This is a genomic window from Qipengyuania zhejiangensis (genome assembly GCF_035607565.1).
In the GTDB taxonomy this organism is placed as follows: Bacteria; Pseudomonadota; Alphaproteobacteria; order Sphingomonadales; family Sphingomonadaceae; genus Qipengyuania; species Qipengyuania zhejiangensis.
Genome location: NZ_JAYKGO010000003.1, coordinates 993,527 through 1,014,058, shown reverse-complemented (window position 1 = coordinate 1,014,058; position 20,532 = coordinate 993,527). Strand labels below are relative to the sequence as shown.

27 protein-coding genes are annotated in these 20,532 nt (G+C 62.1%); 21 read left to right on the top strand and 6 right to left on the bottom strand.

The window, feature by feature from the left end:
• Positions 1-40: 40 nt before the first annotated feature.
• Positions 41-268 carry a helix-turn-helix domain-containing protein gene (locus VR863_RS12650; RefSeq protein WP_324828829.1) on the bottom strand — a complete coding sequence of 76 codons (228 nt, stop codon included), beginning with the start codon at positions 266-268 and terminating at the stop codon, positions 41-43.
• Between the two features lie 220 nt (positions 269-488).
• Between VR863_RS12650 and VR863_RS12645 the strand changes: the two genes are divergently transcribed.
• The 17 genes from VR863_RS12645 (at position 489) to VR863_RS12565 (ending at position 13,003) form a co-directional block, all read left to right on the top strand.
• Positions 489-755, top strand: coding sequence for a DNA -binding domain-containing protein (locus VR863_RS12645; protein WP_434784991.1), 267 nt, complete (start codon positions 489-491; stop codon positions 753-755).
• Between the two features lie 157 nt (positions 756-912).
• Positions 913-1,242: a transcriptional regulator domain-containing protein gene (locus VR863_RS12640; protein WP_324828827.1), complete on the top strand. Its 330-nt coding sequence runs from the start codon at positions 913-915 to the stop codon at positions 1,240-1,242.
• A complete protein-coding gene (locus VR863_RS12635) occupies positions 1,187-1,687 on the top strand; it encodes a DUF2285 domain-containing protein (RefSeq protein WP_324828826.1) in 501 nt (166 codons plus the stop codon). Before VR863_RS12640 ends, VR863_RS12635 begins: the two co-directional genes overlap by 56 nt.
• A gap of 129 nt (positions 1,688-1,816) precedes the next feature.
• Complete coding sequence (locus VR863_RS12630; protein ID WP_324828825.1) at positions 1,817-2,089, top strand: helix-turn-helix transcriptional regulator; 273 nt, start codon at positions 1,817-1,819, stop codon at positions 2,087-2,089.
• Between the two features lie 10 nt (positions 2,090-2,099).
• Positions 2,100-2,981 (top strand): replication initiator protein A, encoded by an 882-nt coding sequence (locus tag VR863_RS12625; protein ID WP_434784990.1) that lies wholly within the window; start codon positions 2,100-2,102, stop codon positions 2,979-2,981.
• A 143-nt stretch (positions 2,982-3,124) separates the two neighbouring features.
• Positions 3,125-3,664, top strand: a complete 540-nt coding sequence (locus VR863_RS12620) for a DUF2840 domain-containing protein (RefSeq protein ID WP_324828824.1) — start codon at positions 3,125-3,127, stop codon at positions 3,662-3,664.
• Entirely contained in the window at positions 3,661-4,239 is a 579-nt protein-coding gene (locus tag VR863_RS12615; RefSeq protein WP_324828823.1) for a S26 family signal peptidase, read from the top strand. Before VR863_RS12620 ends, VR863_RS12615 begins: the two co-directional genes overlap by 4 nt.
• A 3-nt stretch (positions 4,240-4,242) precedes the next feature.
• Complete coding sequence (locus VR863_RS12610) at positions 4,243-4,572, top strand: DUF736 domain-containing protein (RefSeq protein WP_324828822.1); 330 nt, start codon at positions 4,243-4,245, stop codon at positions 4,570-4,572.
• Between the two features lie 3 nt (positions 4,573-4,575).
• Positions 4,576-5,277 (top strand): lytic transglycosylase domain-containing protein, encoded by a 702-nt coding sequence (locus VR863_RS12605; RefSeq protein WP_324828821.1) that lies wholly within the window; start codon positions 4,576-4,578, stop codon positions 5,275-5,277.
• Between the two features lie 247 nt (positions 5,278-5,524).
• Complete coding sequence (locus VR863_RS12600) at positions 5,525-7,264, top strand: relaxase/mobilization nuclease domain-containing protein (protein WP_324828820.1); 1,740 nt, start codon at positions 5,525-5,527, stop codon at positions 7,262-7,264.
• Positions 7,265-7,425: 161 nt separating this feature from the next.
• On the top strand, positions 7,426-8,352 hold the full coding sequence (locus VR863_RS12595; RefSeq protein ID WP_324828819.1) for a HEPN domain-containing protein: 927 nt from the start codon (positions 7,426-7,428) through the stop codon (positions 8,350-8,352).
• Positions 8,353-8,501: 149 nt separating this feature from the next.
• Positions 8,502-10,487, top strand: a complete 1,986-nt coding sequence (locus tag VR863_RS12590; RefSeq protein ID WP_324828818.1) for a conjugal transfer protein TraG — start codon at positions 8,502-8,504, stop codon at positions 10,485-10,487.
• Positions 10,484-10,864, top strand: a complete 381-nt coding sequence (locus VR863_RS12585; RefSeq protein ID WP_324828817.1) for a ribbon-helix-helix protein, CopG family — start codon at positions 10,484-10,486, stop codon at positions 10,862-10,864. The genes VR863_RS12590 and VR863_RS12585 overlap by 4 nt, the downstream gene beginning before the upstream one ends.
• Positions 10,865-10,929: 65 nt before the next feature.
• Positions 10,930-11,127, top strand: coding sequence for a hypothetical protein (locus VR863_RS12580; RefSeq protein ID WP_324828816.1), 198 nt, complete (start codon positions 10,930-10,932; stop codon positions 11,125-11,127).
• Positions 11,127-11,777 (top strand): nucleoside triphosphate pyrophosphohydrolase family protein, encoded by a 651-nt coding sequence (locus VR863_RS12575; protein ID WP_324828815.1) that lies wholly within the window; start codon positions 11,127-11,129, stop codon positions 11,775-11,777. Before VR863_RS12580 ends, VR863_RS12575 begins: the two co-directional genes overlap by 1 nt.
• Before the next feature lie 3 nt (positions 11,778-11,780).
• A complete protein-coding gene (locus tag VR863_RS12570; protein ID WP_324828814.1) occupies positions 11,781-12,305 on the top strand; it encodes a hypothetical protein in 525 nt (174 codons plus the stop codon).
• On the top strand, positions 12,302-13,003 hold the full coding sequence (locus VR863_RS12565; RefSeq protein WP_324828813.1) for a uracil-DNA glycosylase: 702 nt from the start codon (positions 12,302-12,304) through the stop codon (positions 13,001-13,003). The genes VR863_RS12570 and VR863_RS12565 overlap by 4 nt, the downstream gene beginning before the upstream one ends.
• Here the strand turns inward: VR863_RS12565 and VR863_RS12560 are convergent.
• The 5 genes from VR863_RS12560 to VR863_RS12540 are packed head-to-tail and all read right to left on the bottom strand — an operon-like array spanning position 12,973 to position 16,149.
• The gene (locus tag VR863_RS12560) at positions 12,973-13,761 is read right to left on the bottom strand and encodes a hypothetical protein (RefSeq protein ID WP_324828812.1); all 789 of its coding nucleotides are present in this window, start codon (positions 13,759-13,761) and stop codon (positions 12,973-12,975) included. The genes VR863_RS12565 and VR863_RS12560 overlap by 31 nt on opposite strands.
• Positions 13,733-14,413 (bottom strand): C1 family peptidase, encoded by a 681-nt coding sequence (locus VR863_RS12555; RefSeq protein WP_324828811.1) that lies wholly within the window; start codon positions 14,411-14,413, stop codon positions 13,733-13,735. Before VR863_RS12555 ends, VR863_RS12560 begins: the two co-directional genes overlap by 29 nt.
• Positions 14,414-14,419: 6 nt before the next feature.
• Positions 14,420-15,430 (bottom strand): ImmA/IrrE family metallo-endopeptidase, encoded by a 1,011-nt coding sequence (locus VR863_RS12550; protein ID WP_324828810.1) that lies wholly within the window; start codon positions 15,428-15,430, stop codon positions 14,420-14,422.
• Between the two features lie 3 nt (positions 15,431-15,433).
• Entirely contained in the window at positions 15,434-15,811 is a 378-nt protein-coding gene (locus VR863_RS12545) for a helix-turn-helix domain-containing protein (RefSeq protein ID WP_324828809.1), read from the bottom strand.
• Entirely contained in the window at positions 15,808-16,149 is a 342-nt protein-coding gene (locus VR863_RS12540) for a hypothetical protein (RefSeq protein ID WP_324828808.1), read from the bottom strand. The genes VR863_RS12545 and VR863_RS12540 overlap by 4 nt, the downstream gene beginning before the upstream one ends.
• Before the next feature lie 304 nt (positions 16,150-16,453).
• Between VR863_RS12540 and trbB the strand changes: the two genes are divergently transcribed.
• The 4 genes from trbB to trbE are packed head-to-tail and all read left to right on the top strand — an operon-like array spanning position 16,454 to position 20,532.
• The gene (gene trbB, locus VR863_RS12535; protein ID WP_324828807.1) at positions 16,454-17,437 is read left to right on the top strand and encodes a P-type conjugative transfer ATPase TrbB; all 984 of its coding nucleotides are present in this window, start codon (positions 16,454-16,456) and stop codon (positions 17,435-17,437) included.
• Positions 17,434-17,766, top strand: a complete 333-nt coding sequence (locus VR863_RS12530) for a TrbC/VirB2 family type IV secretion system protein (protein ID WP_324828806.1) — start codon at positions 17,434-17,436, stop codon at positions 17,764-17,766. Before trbB ends, VR863_RS12530 begins: the two co-directional genes overlap by 4 nt.
• Positions 17,766-18,041, top strand: coding sequence for a VirB3 family type IV secretion system protein (locus tag VR863_RS12525; protein ID WP_324828805.1), 276 nt, complete (start codon positions 17,766-17,768; stop codon positions 18,039-18,041). Before VR863_RS12530 ends, VR863_RS12525 begins: the two co-directional genes overlap by 1 nt.
• Before the next feature lie 4 nt (positions 18,042-18,045).
• A complete protein-coding gene (trbE, locus tag VR863_RS12520; RefSeq protein ID WP_324828804.1) occupies positions 18,046-20,532 on the top strand; it encodes a conjugal transfer protein TrbE in 2,487 nt (828 codons plus the stop codon).

Sequence of the window (20,532 nt, the reverse complement as noted above, 5' to 3'; positions counted from 1 at the left end):
CCGCCCCGCCCGGCACCTGCCGGGCGGGGCTTCGGCCTGTTCAGGCCTCGCTGCTGGCGGGTGGTGTCACCAGGAGTTGAGCTGCTTCTATTCCCAGCGCAGCGGACAGGCTTTCGAGCGTGTCGATCGACGCACTGTAGCGGCCACGTTCGAGACTGCTGACATAGGTGCGATCAATGTCGGCTCGGTGCGCGAGTTCCTCCTGCGACATGCCTGCCGCAAGGCGATAGTGTTTCAGATTGGCGGCAAGGATTTCGCGCAACTTCATTGCGCGCACTGACCACCGTTGCAGAGTATTTAACCACGGAGTATACTCGACAGTCGGCGTAACTGCTTGTGATCGAACACATGTGCGACCTCTCTTCAGCTATTCCCTTTGGGGCACCCCGCTCTACGCAAACCGGGATAACAGCGAATTTCGCCAATCTGGGGCGGCTTCGTGCTAAATGCGTCTCCACGTACAACGAGTCGAGGCAAAGGCTCGTCCCATGACGACACCACAGTTTGAAGATCGCGCGCCATCCGATGATTTCATCACGAATTACGACGAGTGCCATTTTGTCACCTATTTACGGATACTTGACGCTGCTGACGAAGGCGCCGACTGGCGCGAAGTCGCCCAGATCGTCTTTGGCCTCGATGCCGGGGCCGACGCGGAGCGGGCGCGCCAGGTGTATGATAGTCACCTCGAGCGGGCGCGCTGGATGACGACGCATGGCTATCGCCACCTGCTTGATAAATCACGAAAAGGTTGATCTCAGACCTAAGTATTGAGGGAATCACCCTAGTAATAGTCCCCGATGACCTTCGAAGCGCCGGATAGAGTTGCGCAAACTTGGTTACTTCCGACTTATCTATACCGATCAGACATTTGACGCTTGGCCTTTCCGCCTGTGCCATTCGGGGGTTGCCATGTCCGGTGGTTCGTCTTGGCGGTCACCATCGACCGCAGATCAGTATTGCGATCACGACTACGCGGATTTCGCGCAGGAATTCCTGAATCGCAATCGCGACTACCGGCAAGACCATGCCGACACTCTGGCACGCATCGCCGGGAAACCTTCCAAGAAAAAAGAAGAATTGGAGGGCCTGGCCGGGCGGTGGGGCCTTTGCTTTCCCCACCGATCCAGAGGCCAACGTTCGCAAATCGCCTGCACTCTGGTCGCCCGAGATTGCGCCCGATGTCGTGACCCTCGACGCTTCGGATTGGGCTGGTGCGATCCCGCTTCCGCCGGGCTCTGAACCGCTGGCCCAATTTGCCAGTGACACCGAACGCCATACAGTCGTCGCCATCGCTTCAGCGCGCCTGCGACTGTGCGTGCACAAGGTGCCAGGCCTGACCGTCCCGACCCTCACGATCCCTTGTGACCCTACCTGCGCTTTGCGGCTCGCCGCTGCTACCCGCTTCCAGCGGGTGACGCAGGGCAAACGCGCGAGCATCGATGGCGCGGCAGTGCCAACCGTCTACCAACGCGCCCGGTGGGTCCAGTTGCTCGCACTGCATGACGCGCTGGAGGCCGGGGCCTCCTCGCGCGACCTCGCCTTCGGCATTGTCTTCCCCAATCACCGACCGCTGAAGGGTGCTGAATGGAAGGGCTCCGGCGAACGGCGCCATGTCCTGCGCCTGACGGCCGCTGCGCGCCGTCTCGTCGCCAGCGGATACCGGTCGCTGCTCCACCACCGCTGACGCGGCCCATGGGGTGACATTTGCGCCCTTGCTCACTCTGTCACTCCCTCAAGGCGCCGCTGCCACGCCAAAGCTCGCGAACCCCAGCGACAGCCCGCTGTCGCATCCCATCTTCGCCGGAGCCTTGCCATGGATGCCAGACCCACGCCTGTAACTGCCCGTTTCCTGCGGACGCCCGATGCCGCTGTCCATCTCGGCCTCTCGGCCCGCACCCTGGAAAAGCACCGCTGCTTCGGGACCGGGCCGGTCTACCGCAAGCTCGGCGGGCGGATCGTCTACGCGCTCGCCGATCTCGATGCCTGGGCAGAACAGGGTCTTCGGCGTTCAACCAGCGATCCGGGCAAGGGCGTGGTCCATCCCGCCAAGCGGCTCGATGGCTACACCCCGCCGGTGCGGCGCTGAGGGTCGATCCATGCCGCGCATGTCCGCCCTTGCTGCCAGTCCGGCCCAGCTCGACCTGTTCGTCAGTGCCGGTGGCGATATCGCTACCCGCGATACGCAGGATTTGATGGCCTGGCCCTTCTTCAGTCTCGCCAAGTCGAAACGGGTCAAGCCCATCGACTTCCGGATGGGCGAGGTCTCGATCCTGGTCGAGGCGACCGCTGAGCACGGAATGGCGACCATCTGGGACGCCGACGTGCTGATCTGGGTTGCCAGCCAGATTGTCGAAGCGCGCGACATGGGCCGACCGACTTCGCGGCTGATCGCCGCCACTCCGCACGAGATCCTCGCCTTCACCCGGCGCGGCACCGGCAAGGCCAGCTACGAGCGGCTGAAGGCCGGGCTCGACCGGCTGCAATCGACCACGATCGCGACCTCGATCCGCCAGCGCGACGCGCGGCGGCGGCACCGCTTCTCCTGGATCAACGAATGGAAAGAGCGCCTCGACGGCTCGGGACGGGCGCTCGGGATCGAGATGATCATTCCCGACTGGTTCTACGAGGGTGTGATCGACCAGGCGCTCGTGCTGACCATCGACCCGGACTATTTCGCGCTGACCGGCGGCCTCGAACGCTGGCTCTACCGGCTCGTGCGCAAGCATGGCGGAAAGCAGAAGAATGGCTGGAGCTTCGATTTCCAGCATCTGCATATGAAGTCCGGCGCCCTGTCACCGCTCAAGCGCTTCGCCTTCGAGCTGCGCGACATCGTGCGCCGACAAGCGCTCCCCGGTTACCAGCTCACCATCGAACACGCACTCGGCCGCGAGCGGCTGATGTTCGCAGCGCTGCCCGCCGATCCATTCGAAATCGCTATGCGGCGCGTCGGTCTGCGCCCTGTGGATATGTCGTCATGACGTTCGGACTATCAGGAACCGCCATACTCGGACGATCAGGAACCCAAAGTTCGGACTATCGGGAACCGAAACGGCCCCTAAGCCCGCAGATTCCCTCGCGTTCCGGCTCCCTTAACTATGCTAACAAAGAAGCCTTCGGATTCTTGCTAACGTCAGAACGCCTGTGGACGAACGACGCAGCTCCGCCGCGCAGGCCTGCCGAGACGAGGGTAGGTGATGGTGCGCCGCTGACCCATGTCACGCTGGTCTGGCGCGAAGGCGAGCGCGAGGACTGGCTCAAATTCGGCAAGCCGGTGGCAGAGCGGATCATCGACCGCAGGCAGCGCATCGAGAGTTATGCCGCAGGCCAGGTGTTCGCATTGGTGCGCTGGGCTTCCAACGAATATGGCACGATCCGCTCAACGCTCGACATCGTGCGCGCGGTTGCGGCGGACGAGTCTTGCACATCGATTGATCAGGTCGATCCTGGCGGTGACCTCCTCCTGTCGGTCAAGGGCTGGTCCAAGGTCGCACAGGTCTTCCGCCTGATCGATGCGATCGAGGCGTCGGGCATCGACCCTTGCGAGGTTGCGCCCGATCACTGGCGGCACGTCCACAACCGCATGGCGGGGCGCGAGCGCCCGCGCGGCTACAGCCCCGCGCGCCATCGCGCATGGCTTCAGCGCAAGGCGCTCCTGCCATGATCCGGCGTCGATACTTCCTCGCTGGCATCGTTGCTGCCGCCACCCTCGCGACGCTGACCGTGCCGGTCTCGCGTTACGCGGTGTGGAATGCCACGGCTTCCGTGCCCACAGGTCTCTACCTCATTCGCGGCAAGGCGAGCCTGCATGTTGGCGAGCGGGTCGCGGTCGAACCGCCGCCCGCCATGCGTCGCCTGCTCGCCGAACGAAACTATTTGCCCCGCGGCGTTCCGCTGCTGAAGCGCATTGCCGCGCTGCGCGGACAGCGGGTCTGCCGCTTCGCCCACGGCGTGACCATTGACGGTGAATATGTTGGCGCAGCGCGTGCCCGCGATAGTCTGGGGCGACCGCTTCCAGTCTGGGCAGGCTGCATTACGCTGCGTTCGGGCGAGTTGTTCGTGATGAGCCCGGCAGCGCCTGACAGCTTCGATGGCCGCTATTTTGGTGTGCTGCGGATGAGCGACGTGATCGGCCGCGCCAAGCCAGTCTGGACCGATGAAGCGGGCGATGGCGACCATCAGCTGCTCGCCGATCCTCGCGCCAATGACCCTTTCATCCCCCAAGCAGAAGGAAACTGACCCATGAAGATCGGAACATTTGTTGCCGCCGATGGCGGCTATACCGGGCACCTGCATACGTTGACGCTCGACATCGATCTCACCCTCGTCCCGGCCGATCCGTCGGACAGCGACAACGCGCCCGACTACCGCGTGATGGCAGGCGAAGGCGACGAGGCGCGCGAAGTGGGTGCGGCCTGGAAGCATGTCGGCGAGAAGGCAGGCGACTATCTCTCGCTCCAGATCGACGATCCCGCCTTCATCCAACCGCTGCGCGCCAATCTGTTCCAGGATGATGGCAATGCCCATGTTCTGGTCTGGTCGCGCCCCTCGCGTCACGAAAAGGCGGGCTGAGCGATGCGCTTCATTGGCTCGCTGCGCATCGCCTGCTTCGCGCTCGCCCTGTTCAGTTCCGCGCCTGCGCTTCCGCAGGTCGCTGCCGAACGGGCGCAGCCGCGCATCGTCGACATTGCTGCGCACGTCGCCGAGGCCTCGCAGCGCTTCGGCATTCCCGAGGCGTGGATCTATGCGGTGATGCGCACCGAGAGCGCAGGCCGGATCGATGCGATATCGTCAGCGGGTGCGATGGGCTTGATGCAGCTGATGCCGGGAACCTGGGCGCGCCAGCGCGCACGGTTCGGCCTCGGCGCTGATCCGTTCGACCCGCGCGATAACATCTTGGCGGGCACGTCTTACCTGCGCGAAATGTACGATAGCTACGGTGCCTACGGCATGCTCGCGGCCTACAATGCAGGGCCGGGCCGCTACGAGGCTTGGCGGGATCGCGGCAAGCCGCTGCCCTCCGAAACCCGCGCTTACATCGCACGGATTGCGCCGATGCTGCAGCCCGGACGCAGCGCAACTGTCTTTGCCAGTGCATCTCCCGTGCAGTCAGTTCGCGGGAGTTGGACACAGGCTGAGCTGTTCGCCGCGCGCCAGGTCGCGCCGGCGGACGCATCCGGCAGCTTCGCCGCCGCCGCGCCGCCCTCATCATCTCCTGCTTCGCTGATCCAACCCGACGGCCTCTTCGCGCCCGTTTCGGGGAGCATTCCGCAGTGATCGCTCCCTTTGCACTCTGGCGTGTCATGGCGAGGATTGGCGCAGGTCTGTGCGGACGATCGGGAGCTGGGACGCAGGAAGACAGAGGATGGCAAGATAAAAGCAGCGCCGTCGGGTGGGGTGGAGGTCTTTGGAATTGCTCGTCTATCAGCGCCATCGCTTCGAAACCCCTGCTGGCATCTTTACCGAAAAATGGCGCAATTCTGCCATTTTCAGCGCCGTCGCGTCAATTCTACCGTCCAATCCCGTGAACGACGACGACTTCAATGTCAGGCCGGGACGGGTCAGGGATCGGGGCAGGCGTTCGGCTAAGCCCCGATCGCTGGTCGCCCAGGTCCGGGCGCTTTCGAACAAGACCGGGCGGGTTGGCATCGCCGGGCGCAGTGGGCGCGGCACGGGTCGCAATGCTCGTGGCCGCAGCGCCGTCCTGCGCATGCGCGCTCGGCAGGGCCAGCGCCGTGTGCTGGTGAAGGCCCGTGTGGTCCGGCACGTGGGCACCCGCTTCTCGGCTGCCCCGCTGGCGCGCCACGTCAGCTATCTGAAGCGCGACGGTGTCACCCGTGACGGGAAGGATGCCGAACTGTTTGGGAGCGACGGTGCTTCTGTCGATGGGACCGCCTTCGCAGAACGCTGTGCTGACGACCGGCATCATTTCCGGTTCATCGTCTCGCCTGAGGATGCAGGGGACCTGGCCGACGTTCGCGCCTTCACCCGCGAACTTATGACCGACATGGCACAGGATCTGGGCACAAGGCTGGACTGGGTCGCCGTCGATCACTGGAACACCGACAATCCGCACATCCATATCCTGCTGCGCGGCAAGGCGGACGATGGGCGTGATCTCGTGATCGACAAGGACTACATCCGCCAAGGCATGCGCGGCCGTGCCGAAGAGCGGGTCACCATGGAATTGGGTCCGCGCAGCGAGCGCGAGATTGACCGGGTGCTTGCCCGTGAGGTTGGGGTCGATCGCTGGACCAGTCTTGACCGGCGGCTCCAGCGGATGGCCGATGAACTGGGCGGCGTCATCGATCTTCGCCGCGATCCCCTGCAGGGCCAGTCGGCCTTGGACCGGCACTTGATCGGTCGAGCGGACAAGCTTGAACGCCTTGGGTTGGCGACTAGCATCGCGCCCGCTTGCTGGTCACTCAAACCCGACATCGAACCAACGCTGCGCCAGCTCGGTGTGCGTGGTGACATCATCAAGACCATGCACCGGGCCATGACGGAACTTGGCGCCGCAGCCGATCCGGGGCGGTATGCGATGCACCCTGCCGCAACGGACGAACCCATCATTGGCCGCCTCGTCAGGCGCGGACTGCAAGACGAACTCGGGGGGCAAGCCTATGCCGTCGTCGATGGCGCAGATGGGCGGATTCATTACCTTCGTTTTGCCGACCTCGACCAGACCGGCGACGCCGCTCCTGGCGCAATCGTCGAACTGCGCAGCTGGACCGACCGGCGCGGCCGGCAGGGGCAGTCGCTCTGGGTTCAATCTGACCTGACGCTGGCCGAACAGGTGACCGCGCGCGGGAGCACCTGGCTCGACCGACAATTGCTGTCGTCTGATCCGGTTCAGTCGGGCGGCGGGTTTGGCGATATGATTGAGCAGGCAAAGCGCGACCGGGCAGAACATCTGGTCTCGGAAGGTCTCGCGACCAAGCACGGCGGTCGGATTGTCTTGGCCCGCAATCTTCTGACCACTCTGCGCGATCGTGACCTCGCTGCCGCAAGTGAGGCCCTCACTGAACAGACTGGGTTGCCACATCGGCCAAGTGCTGAAGGCGAAACCGTGTCCGGCACCTATCGCCAGCGGCTGCAGCTCGCTTCGGGCCGGTTTGCGATGATCGATAGTGGGCTGGGGTTTGAACTGGTCCCGTGGCGGCCGCAACTCGACAAGCACCTTGGTCGGCATGTCACTGGCACGATCAAGCCGGGCGGCGGGATCGACTGGGCCCTGGGCCGCTCGCGCGGGATCGGGATATAGGGAGCAAGGCTCTGGCCCCAAGCCTGAGAATGAGGCTTCTACAACATTGATACTTCATGCCGCGTAGCGCTCTGTGGCGGCATTCCTATCTCGTGCTAAGCACTGGCATTTTGTTGAGGGTTGCGCTGTGCCCGAACCCAGTGATGTGCGAGGAGTAGTATATGACGCTGCAACGTCCGCCGGCGCGTGGGCCAGAGTTCGAAGCGATGATGGCGCAGATCGACTTCAAGCTTTCCAATGAAGGCGTCGATATCCCGACCCGACCGATGCTTGCGGTGCGCGAAGTCTCGATGACGTATAATCTTAACATGCCGCTTGGCGGCGACCTCGCACGCTTGCCTCCGGAATTGCGTGAGAATGCCGCGCTGAGTGAGGCGATCAACCAGTGGTATCGCGATAATTACGGCGATCGGCTGAAGGAGGATCCGTGTCCGGGACGGATGGTGATCTTGCTTGATGGCGACCTATATGTCCTGCGCGTTCCTCGTATTTTCGGCAGCGTGAATTTCGTGCTGACGCGGCAGTGGTTGCCCAACCCGGGCATCGGGCGTGGCCCCGCAACCTGCAACATCACACAGCTGGTGGAAGGGATGACTGCTGCCAAAGCTGGACGCTTGTCCGATGTTGCACTCGATGCGATCGGTGCCGCGTTCGAGGTCTCTGTGCCTGCCGCGTTCACGCTCGAGAGTACCGACCATGGTTTGATGTTCATCGCTCGGGGTGATGTCGAGGCCGCAATCAATGGGCTGATGGCGCGTGGTGGCCGTTACGGTGAGTCCAAATGGTCATCACTCCAGGCTGCCGAGAAAGTTCTAAAGGCCGCGATCGATCGTGCTGGTGCCAAATTTGGCTTCACACATGGGCTTGCCGGCTTGTGCGAGACACTTGCCGATACGGGTTTGGTCTTTGACGCTGACAACCAAGTCGCCGCAATCCAGTGCAAACCAGGCATTCGATATGGCGAGGAACCTTGCACGCGCGACGAGGCATTGGCTGCCCATCACGCCTCGCTCGAACTGGTAAATATCTTGCGTGAGGCCGGCGCAAGGTTCGAGTTGGGTATCGGAGGGCTCGAACAAACGAGCTGAGGTTCGACAAGGCGGACAGGGTTTGATCGGTCCGAACTGGTTGCCGATACCAGAACTCAAGCACTCCACCGCAACATCTTTAACGCCACTCTGCGACGGCCACCAACAACGGCTTGAAAGACGCGGCCGGAAACTGACACGCTCGTGCGATGTCAGCTGCAAAAATCCTTTGGGGCCAGGTAGTGGCCGTCTTCGTGATCATCCTGGCGAGCGTCTGGTCCGCAACCCAGTGGGCCGCCTCGGCGCTCGGTTTCCAGCCTGAACTGGGCGCGCCCTGGTTCGCGCTGTTCGGTCACCCAGTCTATCGGCCCTATGACCTCTTCTGGTGGTGGTTTTCCTACGAGGCCTATGCGCCGACAATCTTCGAGCAGGGTGGGTTGATTGCAGCCTCAGGCGGGTTCGTCGCCATCGTCGTTGCTATCGCCATGTCGGTCTGGCGCGGTCGCGAGAGCCGCAATTCCAACACTTATGGTTCGGCCCATTGGGCAACCCGCAGCGACATCACCAAGGCTGGGCTCTTTGGCGAGAAAGGGGTCGTGCTCGGCAAGTTCAACAACAGCTATCTACGCCATGATGGCCCCGAGCATGTCCTGTGCTTTGCACCGACCCGCTCGGGGAAGGGCGTCGGCCTTGTCATCCCGACCCTGTTAACCTGGTCCGGTTCGGCGATTGTCCATGACATCAAGGGCGAGAACTGGGGCCTGACCGCAGGCTTCCGTTCTGGCTTCAGCCGCGTGTTGCTGTTTGACCCGACCAACCTCAAGTCGGCTGCCTACAATCCGTTGCTCGAAGTGCGGCGCGGCATGTGGGAAGTGCGTGATGTGCAGAACGTGGCCGACGTGCTGGTCGATCCCGAAGGCAGCCTAGAGAAACGCAACCACTGGGAGAAAACCAGTCACGCCTTGCTGGTAGGCGCTATCCTCCATGTCCTCTACGCTGAGCCGGAGAAGACGCTCGCCGGTGTTGCCGCCTTCCTTTCCGATCCGAGCCGGACCATCGAAACCACGCTGAAGGCCATGATGACTACGCCGCATCTGGGCGAGATGGGTCCGCATCCGGTCGTCGCCAGTGCGGCGCGCGAGTTGCTCAACAAGTCTGAAAACGAACGCTCCGGTGTGCTCTCGACGGCAATGTCGTTCCTCGGACTATACCGTGATCCGGTCATCGCGGAAGTCACGCGACGGTCCGAGTGGCGGATTGCCGATCTCGTCGATGGCAAGAAGCCGGTCACGCTCTACCTGGTGGTGCCGCCTTCCGACATCAGCCGGACCAAACCGCTGATCCGGCTGATCCTCAACCAGATCGGACGCCGCCTGACCGAGGAACTTGAAGCAGGCAAGGACCAGCACCGGATGTTGCTCATGCTCGACGAGTTTCCGGCGCTTGGTCGGCTCGACTTCTTCGAGAGCGCACTGGCTTTCATGGCAGGCTATGGGTTGAAGGCGTTCCTGATCGCGCAGTCGCTCAACCAGATCGAACGGGCATACGGTGCCAACAACTCGATCCTCGACAACTGCCATGTCCGTGTCGCTTTCGCGACCAATGACGAGCGCACCGCCAAGCGGGTGTCTGAATCCCTTGGTACTGCGACCGAGCAGCGATCAATGCGGAATTACGCCGGCCACAGGCTTTCGCCCTGGCTCGGTCACCTGATGATTTCCCGCTCGGAAACCTCCCGGCCATTGTTGACCCAGGGAGAAATCCTGCAACTTCCCGAAACCGACGAGATTGTCATGCTGTCAGGCGCACCGCCCGTGCGGGCGAAAAAGGCGCGCTATTATGCCGATCCGCGTCTTCAAGGTCGTATCCAGAAGCCGCCCCAGCCAAGGCAGGACCGAACTGGGGACTTGCCGGCCGATGACTGGAGCCAGTTGCCCGTCGTGAAGCCGGTCCGTTCGGTGACCCCGCAGACTTCGATGGATGAGGATCAGGCCAACGGCGGTGTCCGCCGCGAACCCGAACTGCCAATCCATGTCGACATCGCCCCCCAGTCCACCCCTCAGGTCAACGAGTTCGATTTTGGCGGTGATAGTGACACCGACGACGATGCGACTCGTTCCGAACGACTGCGTGCCAGGATGATCGCGAATTCCCGGCAGGCGGCGCTCGACCCCGGCGATGGGATCGAACTGTGAAGTCGAAGCATACATTTCGGTTGTCACCTGAGGTCGCAAAGCAACTCGCTGAGTTGGCGATCCGCAAGCGGGTGTCGCAGGCGGAGATCGTCGAGACCGCCCTGATCTCGTTCCTTTCGCCCGATGGTACAGAGCGGATGGAGGCCGCATTCAGTCGCCGAATTGATCGGGTCGTTCGCCAAATGGAAAATGTGGAGCATGCCGTTGAGGTCGGAAACGAGGCTTTGGCGCTCTTCGTGCGGTTCTGGCTCACCTCAAATCCGCCACTGCCTGATGCGGGTGCGGCAGTTGCCCAGACAATGGGCAAGGACCGTTACGACGGCTTTGTTCAGGCACTGGCCCGGAGGTTGGAAGGCACCGATCGACTAGGTCGCTGACATCTCGCTAGCTTCGCAGGAACTAGTCGCTTCCTATTTTCATGAAAATATGATTTATTATTTTCATGAAACTTGATCAGGATCCAGAGGATGAAGGCGATGACCATCTTCAGGTGCAGGTTCCAATCGCCACCAAACGAGATCTGGGGCAGCGTTCCCTCGATACTCGCGAACCAATCCGAATGGTCGTTCTGCGTGCGCTCGCCGCCTACGGTGTCGTCGTGCCGGAGGGAGCAATTACCGATCGTAGGAAGCGCAGCTGATGGTGGATGACTTCGCAAGTCTGACCGTTGACCATTACGCTCAGGAAGCCGCCCGGACCGACCAGCGTAAAGGTCCGGGTACGGTTGGCTTCACTATGCTTGGGCTGTTCGGTGAAACCGGCAGCCTCCTTGCCGAAGCCAAGAAGAAGCAACGCGATGCCGCTTCCTATCTCGGTTACGCCCCGGCGGTCACGGAAGAGATCGGCGATGTACTCTGGTACCTGGCAGCCATTGCGCGCCGTCATCGCCTGTCACTCAGCGATATTGCTGCGGCAGCGCGAAGGCCGGATGTTGAATTCGTAGCCGGGAACAACGCGGCACTAACGCTTCACGAATTGCAGCCCGCCCACATGCCGCAATCCCGTGAACCAACACCGGCATTCGAACACAGCCTGTTGGCCTTGGCAGGCGAGGTCGGATTGCTCGCTCGCAAAGTTGAGGGAAGCAACTCGACTCGCCATAGAGCGGAAGTCGCTACTCACCTGGTCGCAATCATGCGTTGCCTGATCAATGCCGCAAACGATTCAGGCGTTACGCTCGAGATCGCTGCATTCAAGAATTTGCAGAAGATCTTCGATCGTTGGCCGCGTAAGCGCGACTACCCGCCGCCGTTTGATGATGGCAAAGACGCCGAAGAACAATTGCCGTGAAAGATGGAGATCGATGTCTACGAACGGACAGTTCGCGGACAGGACTATGTGTTTCAGCGTTCGCGCGGGGTGTATGTCGGTGACCGCCTGACAGACAATGCGATCGAACAGGACGACTATCGATTCCACGACGTATTCCACTATGCCTATGTAGCGGTGCTAGGCTGGTCACCCGTCATCCGGGCCTTGCTGCGGCTGAAGCGCAAGAGCGACCCCAAGCTCGACGAAGCAGAAGATGGCGCGCGCGCCATTCTGATCGAAGAAGGCGTTACATCCTGGCTTTTTGGTCAGGCCCAACAGCTCAATTTCTTCGAAGGAGTGAAGCGGGGTGGACTTCCGCTAGACATGCTCAAGCATGTCCGCCAATTCGTCGCCGGATACGAGGCTGACCGCTGTCCGCTTTGGCTCTGGGAAGAAGCAGTTCTCCAGGGTTATGCGGCTTTCCGCTTCCTCCAGAAAAACAGGCGTGCGCGAATCGGGATTGATTTCGCTCATCGCCGGCTGCGCATCAAGGAGTTGCCGCTATGACACCAAAGACCTTCGTTTCAGCTCTGGCGGCCGCAGACCTCCCCTCAGTTTTTAATCCTTGGAGAGATCGTTGCGAATTACATGACCGCCGTGATGCCGCTGCTCGCCGCCGTTCCAATCTTGAACGCGTGCTGTCCGCCGCACTCGATGTCCAGGTGGAAACCATCTGGGTCGCTCGTGACCTTGGCTATCGCGGTGGTCGCCGCACCGGCGTGCCGTTGACCGACGAGATACATCTCACCCAGGCATCAGCCTTGATGGGGGGAATTGCGCTCGAACGTGCCACCGACGGACCAGCTGTAGCAGAAAGAACCGCCGCCATTGTCTGGCAGGTCCTTAATCGCATCGGCAAGCCTGTGATGCTTTGGAATGTCTTTCCCTTTCACCCCCATGAGGCTGGGGATCCAATGTCCAACCGTTGCCACACCCGTGCGGAACGCGAAGCGACCTGGCCGCTGTTGCAGTCACTCATGGCGATGATTCAGCCCAAGCGCATTGTCGCGATTGGCCGCGATGCGCATATGGCGCTCGAAGGTCTCGACATTCCAATCACTGCCATCCGGCATCCCAGTTACGGCGGGCAACGTGAATTCATCGATGGAATGTTTGACCTCTACGGCATTGCTGAAGAGCCTGTCGCGTCGCCCGAACTTCCGCTCAGTGCAGCCTACGCGGCAAGCGCCAACGCGTTCGCCTGATCACAATTCGCCAGAAGTGTGTCGATGTCGCCGCGATTCCATTTGCCGTTCTTCACATCGACCGTCGCATGTGTCGACATGACCGTTAGCGACCCCGTTGCAATCCCGGACTCCTCGCCCACAAATTGCAGCAAACGGCCAAGTCCGATCAAGTTGCCGAGCAATTTCTCAATATAGTAGTGGTTGCGATACATCGCGGTCAAAGCCAGCCTTCGCTCGTTGCCATCGCCGATGAGCTTGAAGCTGGCAAAGCTGAGGCACTGCCCGCCATAGGGCGACCCATCTACATCTCGGGCCGGATCAAACACGCTGAGTTCGAACTTGTTTAGCGCCCGGACATTCGGATCTTTCAGTCGCCCAATGATTTCGGTCAACTGATTGATCGGTTCACCTTCCGGCTGCGGCAGCTGCATCATCCGCTCGAAGTAGTAGCCTGACCAGCTCTTCTTTCCCTGAGAGCGGACCTTAGGCAGCACCTTGTCTCGAAATCGATCAAAGAATGCGGGAGATCCGTATCGTCGATAGAGGGCTGCTGGAAAGATCGTATTCGCAACCGTCTCAATGCGTTTCGTGTCACGCTTCTCGAAGAAGGCATCGACTTCAGCGACCACTGGATCGGAAACACTGGCTCGCTCCGATGGATTTGCGACGTCGATTACAACATTGTGATCGTGATGCCCCGGCCTTGCGTTTACAAGGCGCACGGCCTCCAGCCAGGCTGAGACACAATCAGGCTGCGGCGGCACGGGAAGATACATCGATGTCCTCCGTCAGGATGGCCGTCGCAAAGAGGCGCGGCGACAGGAATTTCTCGGTCAGCCAAGCGTGGCCGTCCTCTCCCCATTCGGCACCCCAGCTATTGCGGATGAGGATTGCCGTTTGGTCGCTCGTGGTTCCGTGCCCCACAGCTACGACAGCATGTCGCAACGCCGGATCGGGATCCTCACCCTTGGCAGGATCAACGATCCCCGCATTCGAAGGCGCATAGAACGACTTTGAAAGCATCGTCAGGAGTAGCACCGGCATTCCGCTGTCGAGGGCTTCAAGAATTGAAGGGATGATGCAGCTGTTTGCCGCCCCATTGCGTCCAAATCGCGGGCCGACGTCAGTCGGAGGGACCCAATGCGACAAATCAGCAGGAACGATATCGAGGTAGGGCCAACCGCTTTCTGCGGGTTGTCCATCAAGGCGCAGCGCATCAAGCATGGACGATAGGCTTGCACCCTGTTCCGGGGTGGTGCCGCTTCGCCTGTGCGCGTGAAAAAATGCGAACTCGCAGGACAGAGGAGACCATCCATCCCGGAGCGCCGCGTGCGCATCGCTTACGGCGAACGCAAGGCAGGTTGGCCGTGCTCCCTGATCGCGCACTGCGCCGAGCAGCGGCCGAAGGTCGGTAACGATATCGATCATGACGCGTCAGGCGGCCTCAAGCAGATGGCGCCGTTCGGCGCGTGAAAGGCCTTGCTGCTCCGGGCCGGTCAGGTCGTAATCGATCGTCAGGCTCGCATTGGCGCTAGCCGGCTGCCAAGGACGACGCTCATTGAGGGACATGCGTCCACGGTGGGCCGCTTCCGGAGCGGCAGTGACCCTGCGCACCACCGGACCGCCAATCGCCTCCGCATCGAACGCCTCGCGCTCATCCCTCACCACCGCGAATCCGCTAGCGATCAACTGGTCGAGGTCCCACAAATAGCCGCCCCCACTGTGCTCGGTGAGTTTGAGCACAAACAAGTCGTTCCGGCTTCCGTCTAGGCGCGCGCCCTCATCCTTCTCGGTCAGCAACCAAACGTCGCCCCGATAATCGGAGGGCTTGTAGTCATTCAGCAGGTCGACCTTCAAGCTGCGAGGCTTTGTTGCGAGCAAGTCGCGCATGATTGCGGTCGTGATGAGATTGTACCGGACCAAAGTCCGACAAGTCGCTTCATAGCTGGCGCCGATGCGAAGCGAGAGCTGATATGCAATGTTAGGATGTCGCAGATCGGCTGTGGTCCATCCTTGGCGTGCGCAGTGTTGCGCAACGAGCCATTTAGGCATCATGAAAGCGATGGCGAACGCATCGGCCTCAGTTTCCTCGAATTTGCTGCCCGGTTCCGGGCTCATCGGCATCCGCCGCAGGATGCTTTCATCATCGAGGCTTGGCTCATGCTCCATCGCAAAATGCCCAAGCTCGTGGGCAGCGGTAAATCGTTGGATGCTCATGGGGCGCTCGGTGGTCACCAAGACGCCGGGCGCGGGCGAACTCAGATAGGCACCAAGCAGGCCTTTGAGTGGACGCAGAAGAAGCGGCAGGCCAAGCGAATGAATTGTACCGAACACATCGACATTGCCTCCGTGTTGTTCGATGAACGCCTGCGTTCCCAACCGACGATGAAGGCGCCCAGCCGCCATTGCGCCGGCCCTGACCGCGCCCTCATAGTCCAGAGCCATGGATCAGGCCTGTCCGCCAGCGGAGCGTGACCGCAAGTACTCCGCAAACCGTCCCAATTCCGCCCGGTCATCGGCAGAAAGGTCGGCAACCCGGCGAGCCAGATGCGCAACATCGACGGGCAGGCTCGCTGAGGCCACATCCTCTCCGGTGAAATAGCCAACAGATTGGCGATAGAGCTTGGCAAGGCGCGTCAATTCAATCGCTTCCACTCGACGTTGGCCATTCTCGATATCCGTCAGTGCCGTGCGCGGGATCTTGAGGTAACTGGCAACCTCGTCCTGTTTGAGGCCCAGATATTTGCGTGCTTCGCGCAAGCGGTCACCGAGCTGGCGACGAGCTGTTTCATCATCGACACCTTGATCAATCGCCACGTGGTTCATGGCTTGGTTCCCTTCGTCTTCTTCACCCAGACCTTTTCGATGCGAGGCAAGAGATGTCCCAGCGCTTCGTCGATAGAATTGTAGCCGCCTGTGCGGACGAGACTTTCGCGCAACTCAAAACCCACCACAGGTTCGATGGCGCAAAGCGTATCCACTACAGAAAGTGAATCCAGAGGGACCGACATCGCCATCGCCCCGGCTTGATCTTGAGGCAATGCCATGCCGCGCAATTGCGCTTCTGTCCGAGCCACTTCGAGAAGCTCATCAACCAATGCCTTGATCACGTCGCCCTTCGGGAACGCTGTGATTGTTGGTGCTGGAGGGGCAATTGTCGCCATCTCTGCCTCACATCAGTTTCCTACATAAACCCCCTATAATGTCGGATATTCAGACATTCAAGGGGTTTCTTCAAAGGCTCCGGGCCATTCGAATCGCTTGCTCCTGCTTCCCAAACCAGAAGCACGGGTCTCCGCGTCGGGCACGTCATGATTTCTCTATGGAGAAATGCCGCCGATTTTTTCTCCCTTTTCGCCACCATACGCTCGTCACAACGCGCTGTTGCGTTCCCCCGAACTAATGTCTCTTTGATCTGCCTCGCGAGCGCAGCCGATGGTCGGTTGCCTCATCTGAACGGGGCATCCCATGAGCGTCATTCCGATCCGGTCCGAAGCATCGTCGCGCGGGGCGCGCATGTTGCGCACCGCGTTGGGGCCGGAGATCGCGGCCTGGCTGGAAGATGTCTCGGTCATCGAGGTCATGCTCAATCCCGACGGGCGGCTCTGGATCGACCGGCTGGGAGCCGCGATCGCCGATACGGGAAAAGGCATGTCTGCTGCCGATGGTGAGCGGATCATCCGGCTGGTCGCGCACCATGTCGGGGCCGAGGTTCATGCCAAAGCGCCGAGGGTGTCGGCAGAGCTTCCCGATACGGGAGAGAGGTTCGAGGGGCTGCTGCCGCCGGTCGTGGCAGCACCCAGCTTCGCGATCCGCAAGCCCGCCGTCGCGGTGTTCACCCTTGCCGACTACGTCGCGGCCGGGATCATGACACAGGGACAGGCCGACGCGCTTACCCGCGCTGTCGGCGAGAAGAAGAACATCCTTGTCGCCGGGGGCACATCGACCGGCAAGACCACGCTCACGAACGCGCTGCTCGCCGAGGTCGCTAAGACTGATGACCGGGTGGTCCTGATCGAGGATACCCGCGAGTTGCAATGCGCCGCGCCCAACCTCGTGTCCCTGCGCACCAAGGATGGTGTGGCGTCGCTGTCCGATCTGGTCCGTTCGGCGCTGCGGCTGCGGCCCGATCGCATTCCGATTGGTGAGGTCCGCGGGGCCGAGGCGCTCGACTTGCTCAAGGCCTGGGGCACCGGACATCCCGGCGGCGTCGGCACCATCCATGCCGGGTCCGCACTTGGTGTGCTGCGGCGGCTCGAACAGCTGATCCAGGAAAGCGTGGTCACCGTGCCGCGAGTGCTGATTGCTGAGACTATCGACGTCATCGCCGTGCTGGTCCGCGACGGCACAGGACGACGGCTGGCCGAACTCGCTGAGGTCACCGGGCTCGATAGCCAAGGCGATTACCGCATCCTTCCCTTCATCCCCCACGTCCAAGGAGACAATACGTGATCCAGACCTTTTCGCGCGCCCGTGCCCGGCTGTCCGCCGCCATGCTCAGCGGCTGCGTTGCTCTTACCGTTGCCGCGCCCGCCCATGCCGCCGGTTCGTCAATGCCATGGGAAGCGCCGCTCCAGTCGATCCTCGAATCGATCCAGGGCCCCGTCGCCAAGATCGTCGCGGTCATGATCATCATCGCCACCGGCCTCGCGCTGGCCTTCGGCGACACCTCGGGCGGCGCCCGGCGGATGATCCAGATCGTGTTCGGCCTGTCGATCGCCTTTGCCGCCTCGTCCTTCTTCCTGTCGTTCTTCAGCTTCGGCGGCGGAGCGCTCGTCTGATGGACGCCGCGCCGCCCGAAAGCGTCCCTGGCTACGTGGTGCCGGTCCACCGCGCGCTGACCGAGCATATCCTGCTCGGTGGCGCGCCGCGCGGCCTTGCCATCGCCAATGCGACGCTGGCCGCCGCGATCGGGCTGGGCCTGCGCCTGTGGATCGCTGGCGTGGTGATCTTTGCGCTCGGCCAAGCGGTCTCGGTCTGGGCGGCGCGGCGCGATCCGCAGTTCGTCGATGTCGCGCGGCGGCATCTGCGCTTTCCCAACTATCTGAGGGTTTGAGCCGATGCTCTCGCTTCGCGAATACAGGAACAAGGCTGACCGGCTTGCAGACTTCCTCCCCTGGGCGGCGCTGGTCGCGCCCGGTGTGGTGCTCAACAAGGACGGCAGCTTCCAACGCAGTGCACGCTTTCGGGGGCCTGATCTCGACAGCGCGACGCCCGCCGAACTTATCGCGACCACGGCGCGGCTCAATTCTGCGCTGCGGCGGCTAGGTTCGGGCTGGGCGATCTTCGTCGAGGCGGTGCGCCGTCCGGCACAGGATTATCCTGACAGCCAGTTTCCCGATCCGGCCTCCGCGTTGGTCGAACGAGAGCGTGCTGCGCAGTTCGCCGAGGAAGGCGCGCATTTCGAGAGCGGCTATTTCCTGACCCTGTGCTGGATGCCGCCCGCCGAGGATGCTGCTCGCGCCGAGAGCTGGCTCTATGAAGGGAAGGCCGAGAAGGGGATCAACCCCAAGGAATTGCTCGACCTGTTTGTCGACCGCACCGACCGCCTGTTGCGGCTAGTCGAAGGCTTCGTGCCCGAGGCCCAATGGCTCGATGACAGCGCAACGCTGACCTACCTCCACAGTTGCATCTCGACCCGCAGCCACCGGGTCCGCGTTCCCGAAACTCCCATGCACTTGGACGCGCTGCTCGCCGACGAACCGCTCACCGGAGGTCTCGAACCACGCCTTGGTCGCGCGCATCTGCGCACGTTGACCGTGGTCGGCTTTCCCAGCAGCACATTCCCGGGGCTGCTCGACGAACTCAACCGCCTCGCCTTCGCTTATCGCTGGTCGACCCGCGCAGTGATGCTCGACAAGACCGATGCGACCAAGCTGACCGCGAAGATCCGGCGGCAGTGGTTCGCCAAGAGGAAGTCGGTCGCCGCGATCCTCAAGGAGGTGATGACCAACGAGGCTTCGACGCTGCTCGACAGCGACGCCTCGAACAAGGCCGCCGATGCCGATGAGGCGCTGCAGGAACTCGGCGCCGATCATGTCGGGCAGGCCTATGTCACCGCGACCGTCACCGTATGGGACGAGGATCCTTCGCTTGCGGCGGAGAAGCTGCGTCTGGTCGAGAAGGTCATCCAGGGCCGCGATTTCACCGTGATCGTCGAGGGCATGAACGCCATCGAGGCCTGGCTCGGCTCGCTCCCCGGCCATGTCTACGCCAATGTTCGGCAACCGCCGATTTCGACCCTCAATCTCGCACATATGATCCCCCTTTCGGCGGTCTGGGCCGGGCCGGAACGCGATGAGCATTTTGCCGCGCCGCCGCTGTTCTATGCGCGCACCGAAGGCTCAACCCCGTTTCGGTTTTCGCTACACGTTGGAGACGTTGGCCATACGCTGATCGTCGGCCCGACCGGGGCGGGCAAGTCGGTGCTGCTCGCGCTGATGGCGCTGCAGTTCCGCCGCTACGGGAACGCACAAGTCTTCGCCTTTGATTTCGGCGGCTCGATCCGTGCGGCGGCGCTGGCCTGCGGCGGCGACTGGCAGGACCTGGGTTCGTCCTTGGGGGGCACCAGCCTGTCGGATGATGGTGCCGGTGCGGTGTCATTGCAGCCGCTGGCGCGGATCGACGAACCTGCAGAGCGCAATTGGGCTGCCGAATGGCTCCAGGCGATCCTGGCTTCCGAAGGCGTGGCAGTCGATCCGGTGACCAAGGAGCATCTCTGGTCAGCACTGACCTCGCTCGCCACCGCGCCCATCGCCGAACGCACCCTGACCGGACTCGCCGTGCTGCTCCAGTCGCAGGCCTTAAAGCAGGCGCTCGCACCCTATTGCATCGGCGGTCCGTTTGGCCGCCTGCTCGATGCCGAGGTCGAACATCTGGGCAAAGCGAGCTTCCAGGCCTTCGAGACCGAAGGGCTGACCGGCTCGGCAGCAGCGCCCGCCGTACTCTCCTACCTGTTCCACCGCATCGAGGGCCGCCTCGACGGCTCGCCGACCATGATCATCATCGACGAGGGATGGCTGGTGCTCGACAGCCCGGCCTTCGCCGCGCAGCTGCGCGAATGGCTCAAGACGCTGCGCAAGAAGAATGCGAGTGTGGTCTTCGCGACCCAGAGCCTTGCCGACATCGAGACCAGCGCGATCGCGCCCGCCATTATCGAGAGCTGCCCGACCCGGATATTCCTCCCCAACGAACGCGCGGTCGAGCCGCAGATCCTTTCGATCTATCGCCGCTTCGGGCTCAACGACCGGCAGATCGAGATCGTCGCCCGGGCCACCCCCAAGCGTGACTATTACTGCCAGTCGGCGCGCGGTAACCGGCTGTTCGAACTGGGCCTCGGCGAAGTCGCGCTCGCCTTCACCGCCACTTCGTCGAAGGTCGACCAGCTCGCGATCGGCGAACTGACCAAAGCCTATGGCGCTGACGATTTCGCGCCGACCTGGCTGCGCCATCGCGGCCTCGCCTGGGCGGCCGATATGCTGCCCGCACCGCCATCCGTTCCCCCCGCCCGAAACCCCAATCCCCCTTCGGGCCAACCCAAGGAGTAA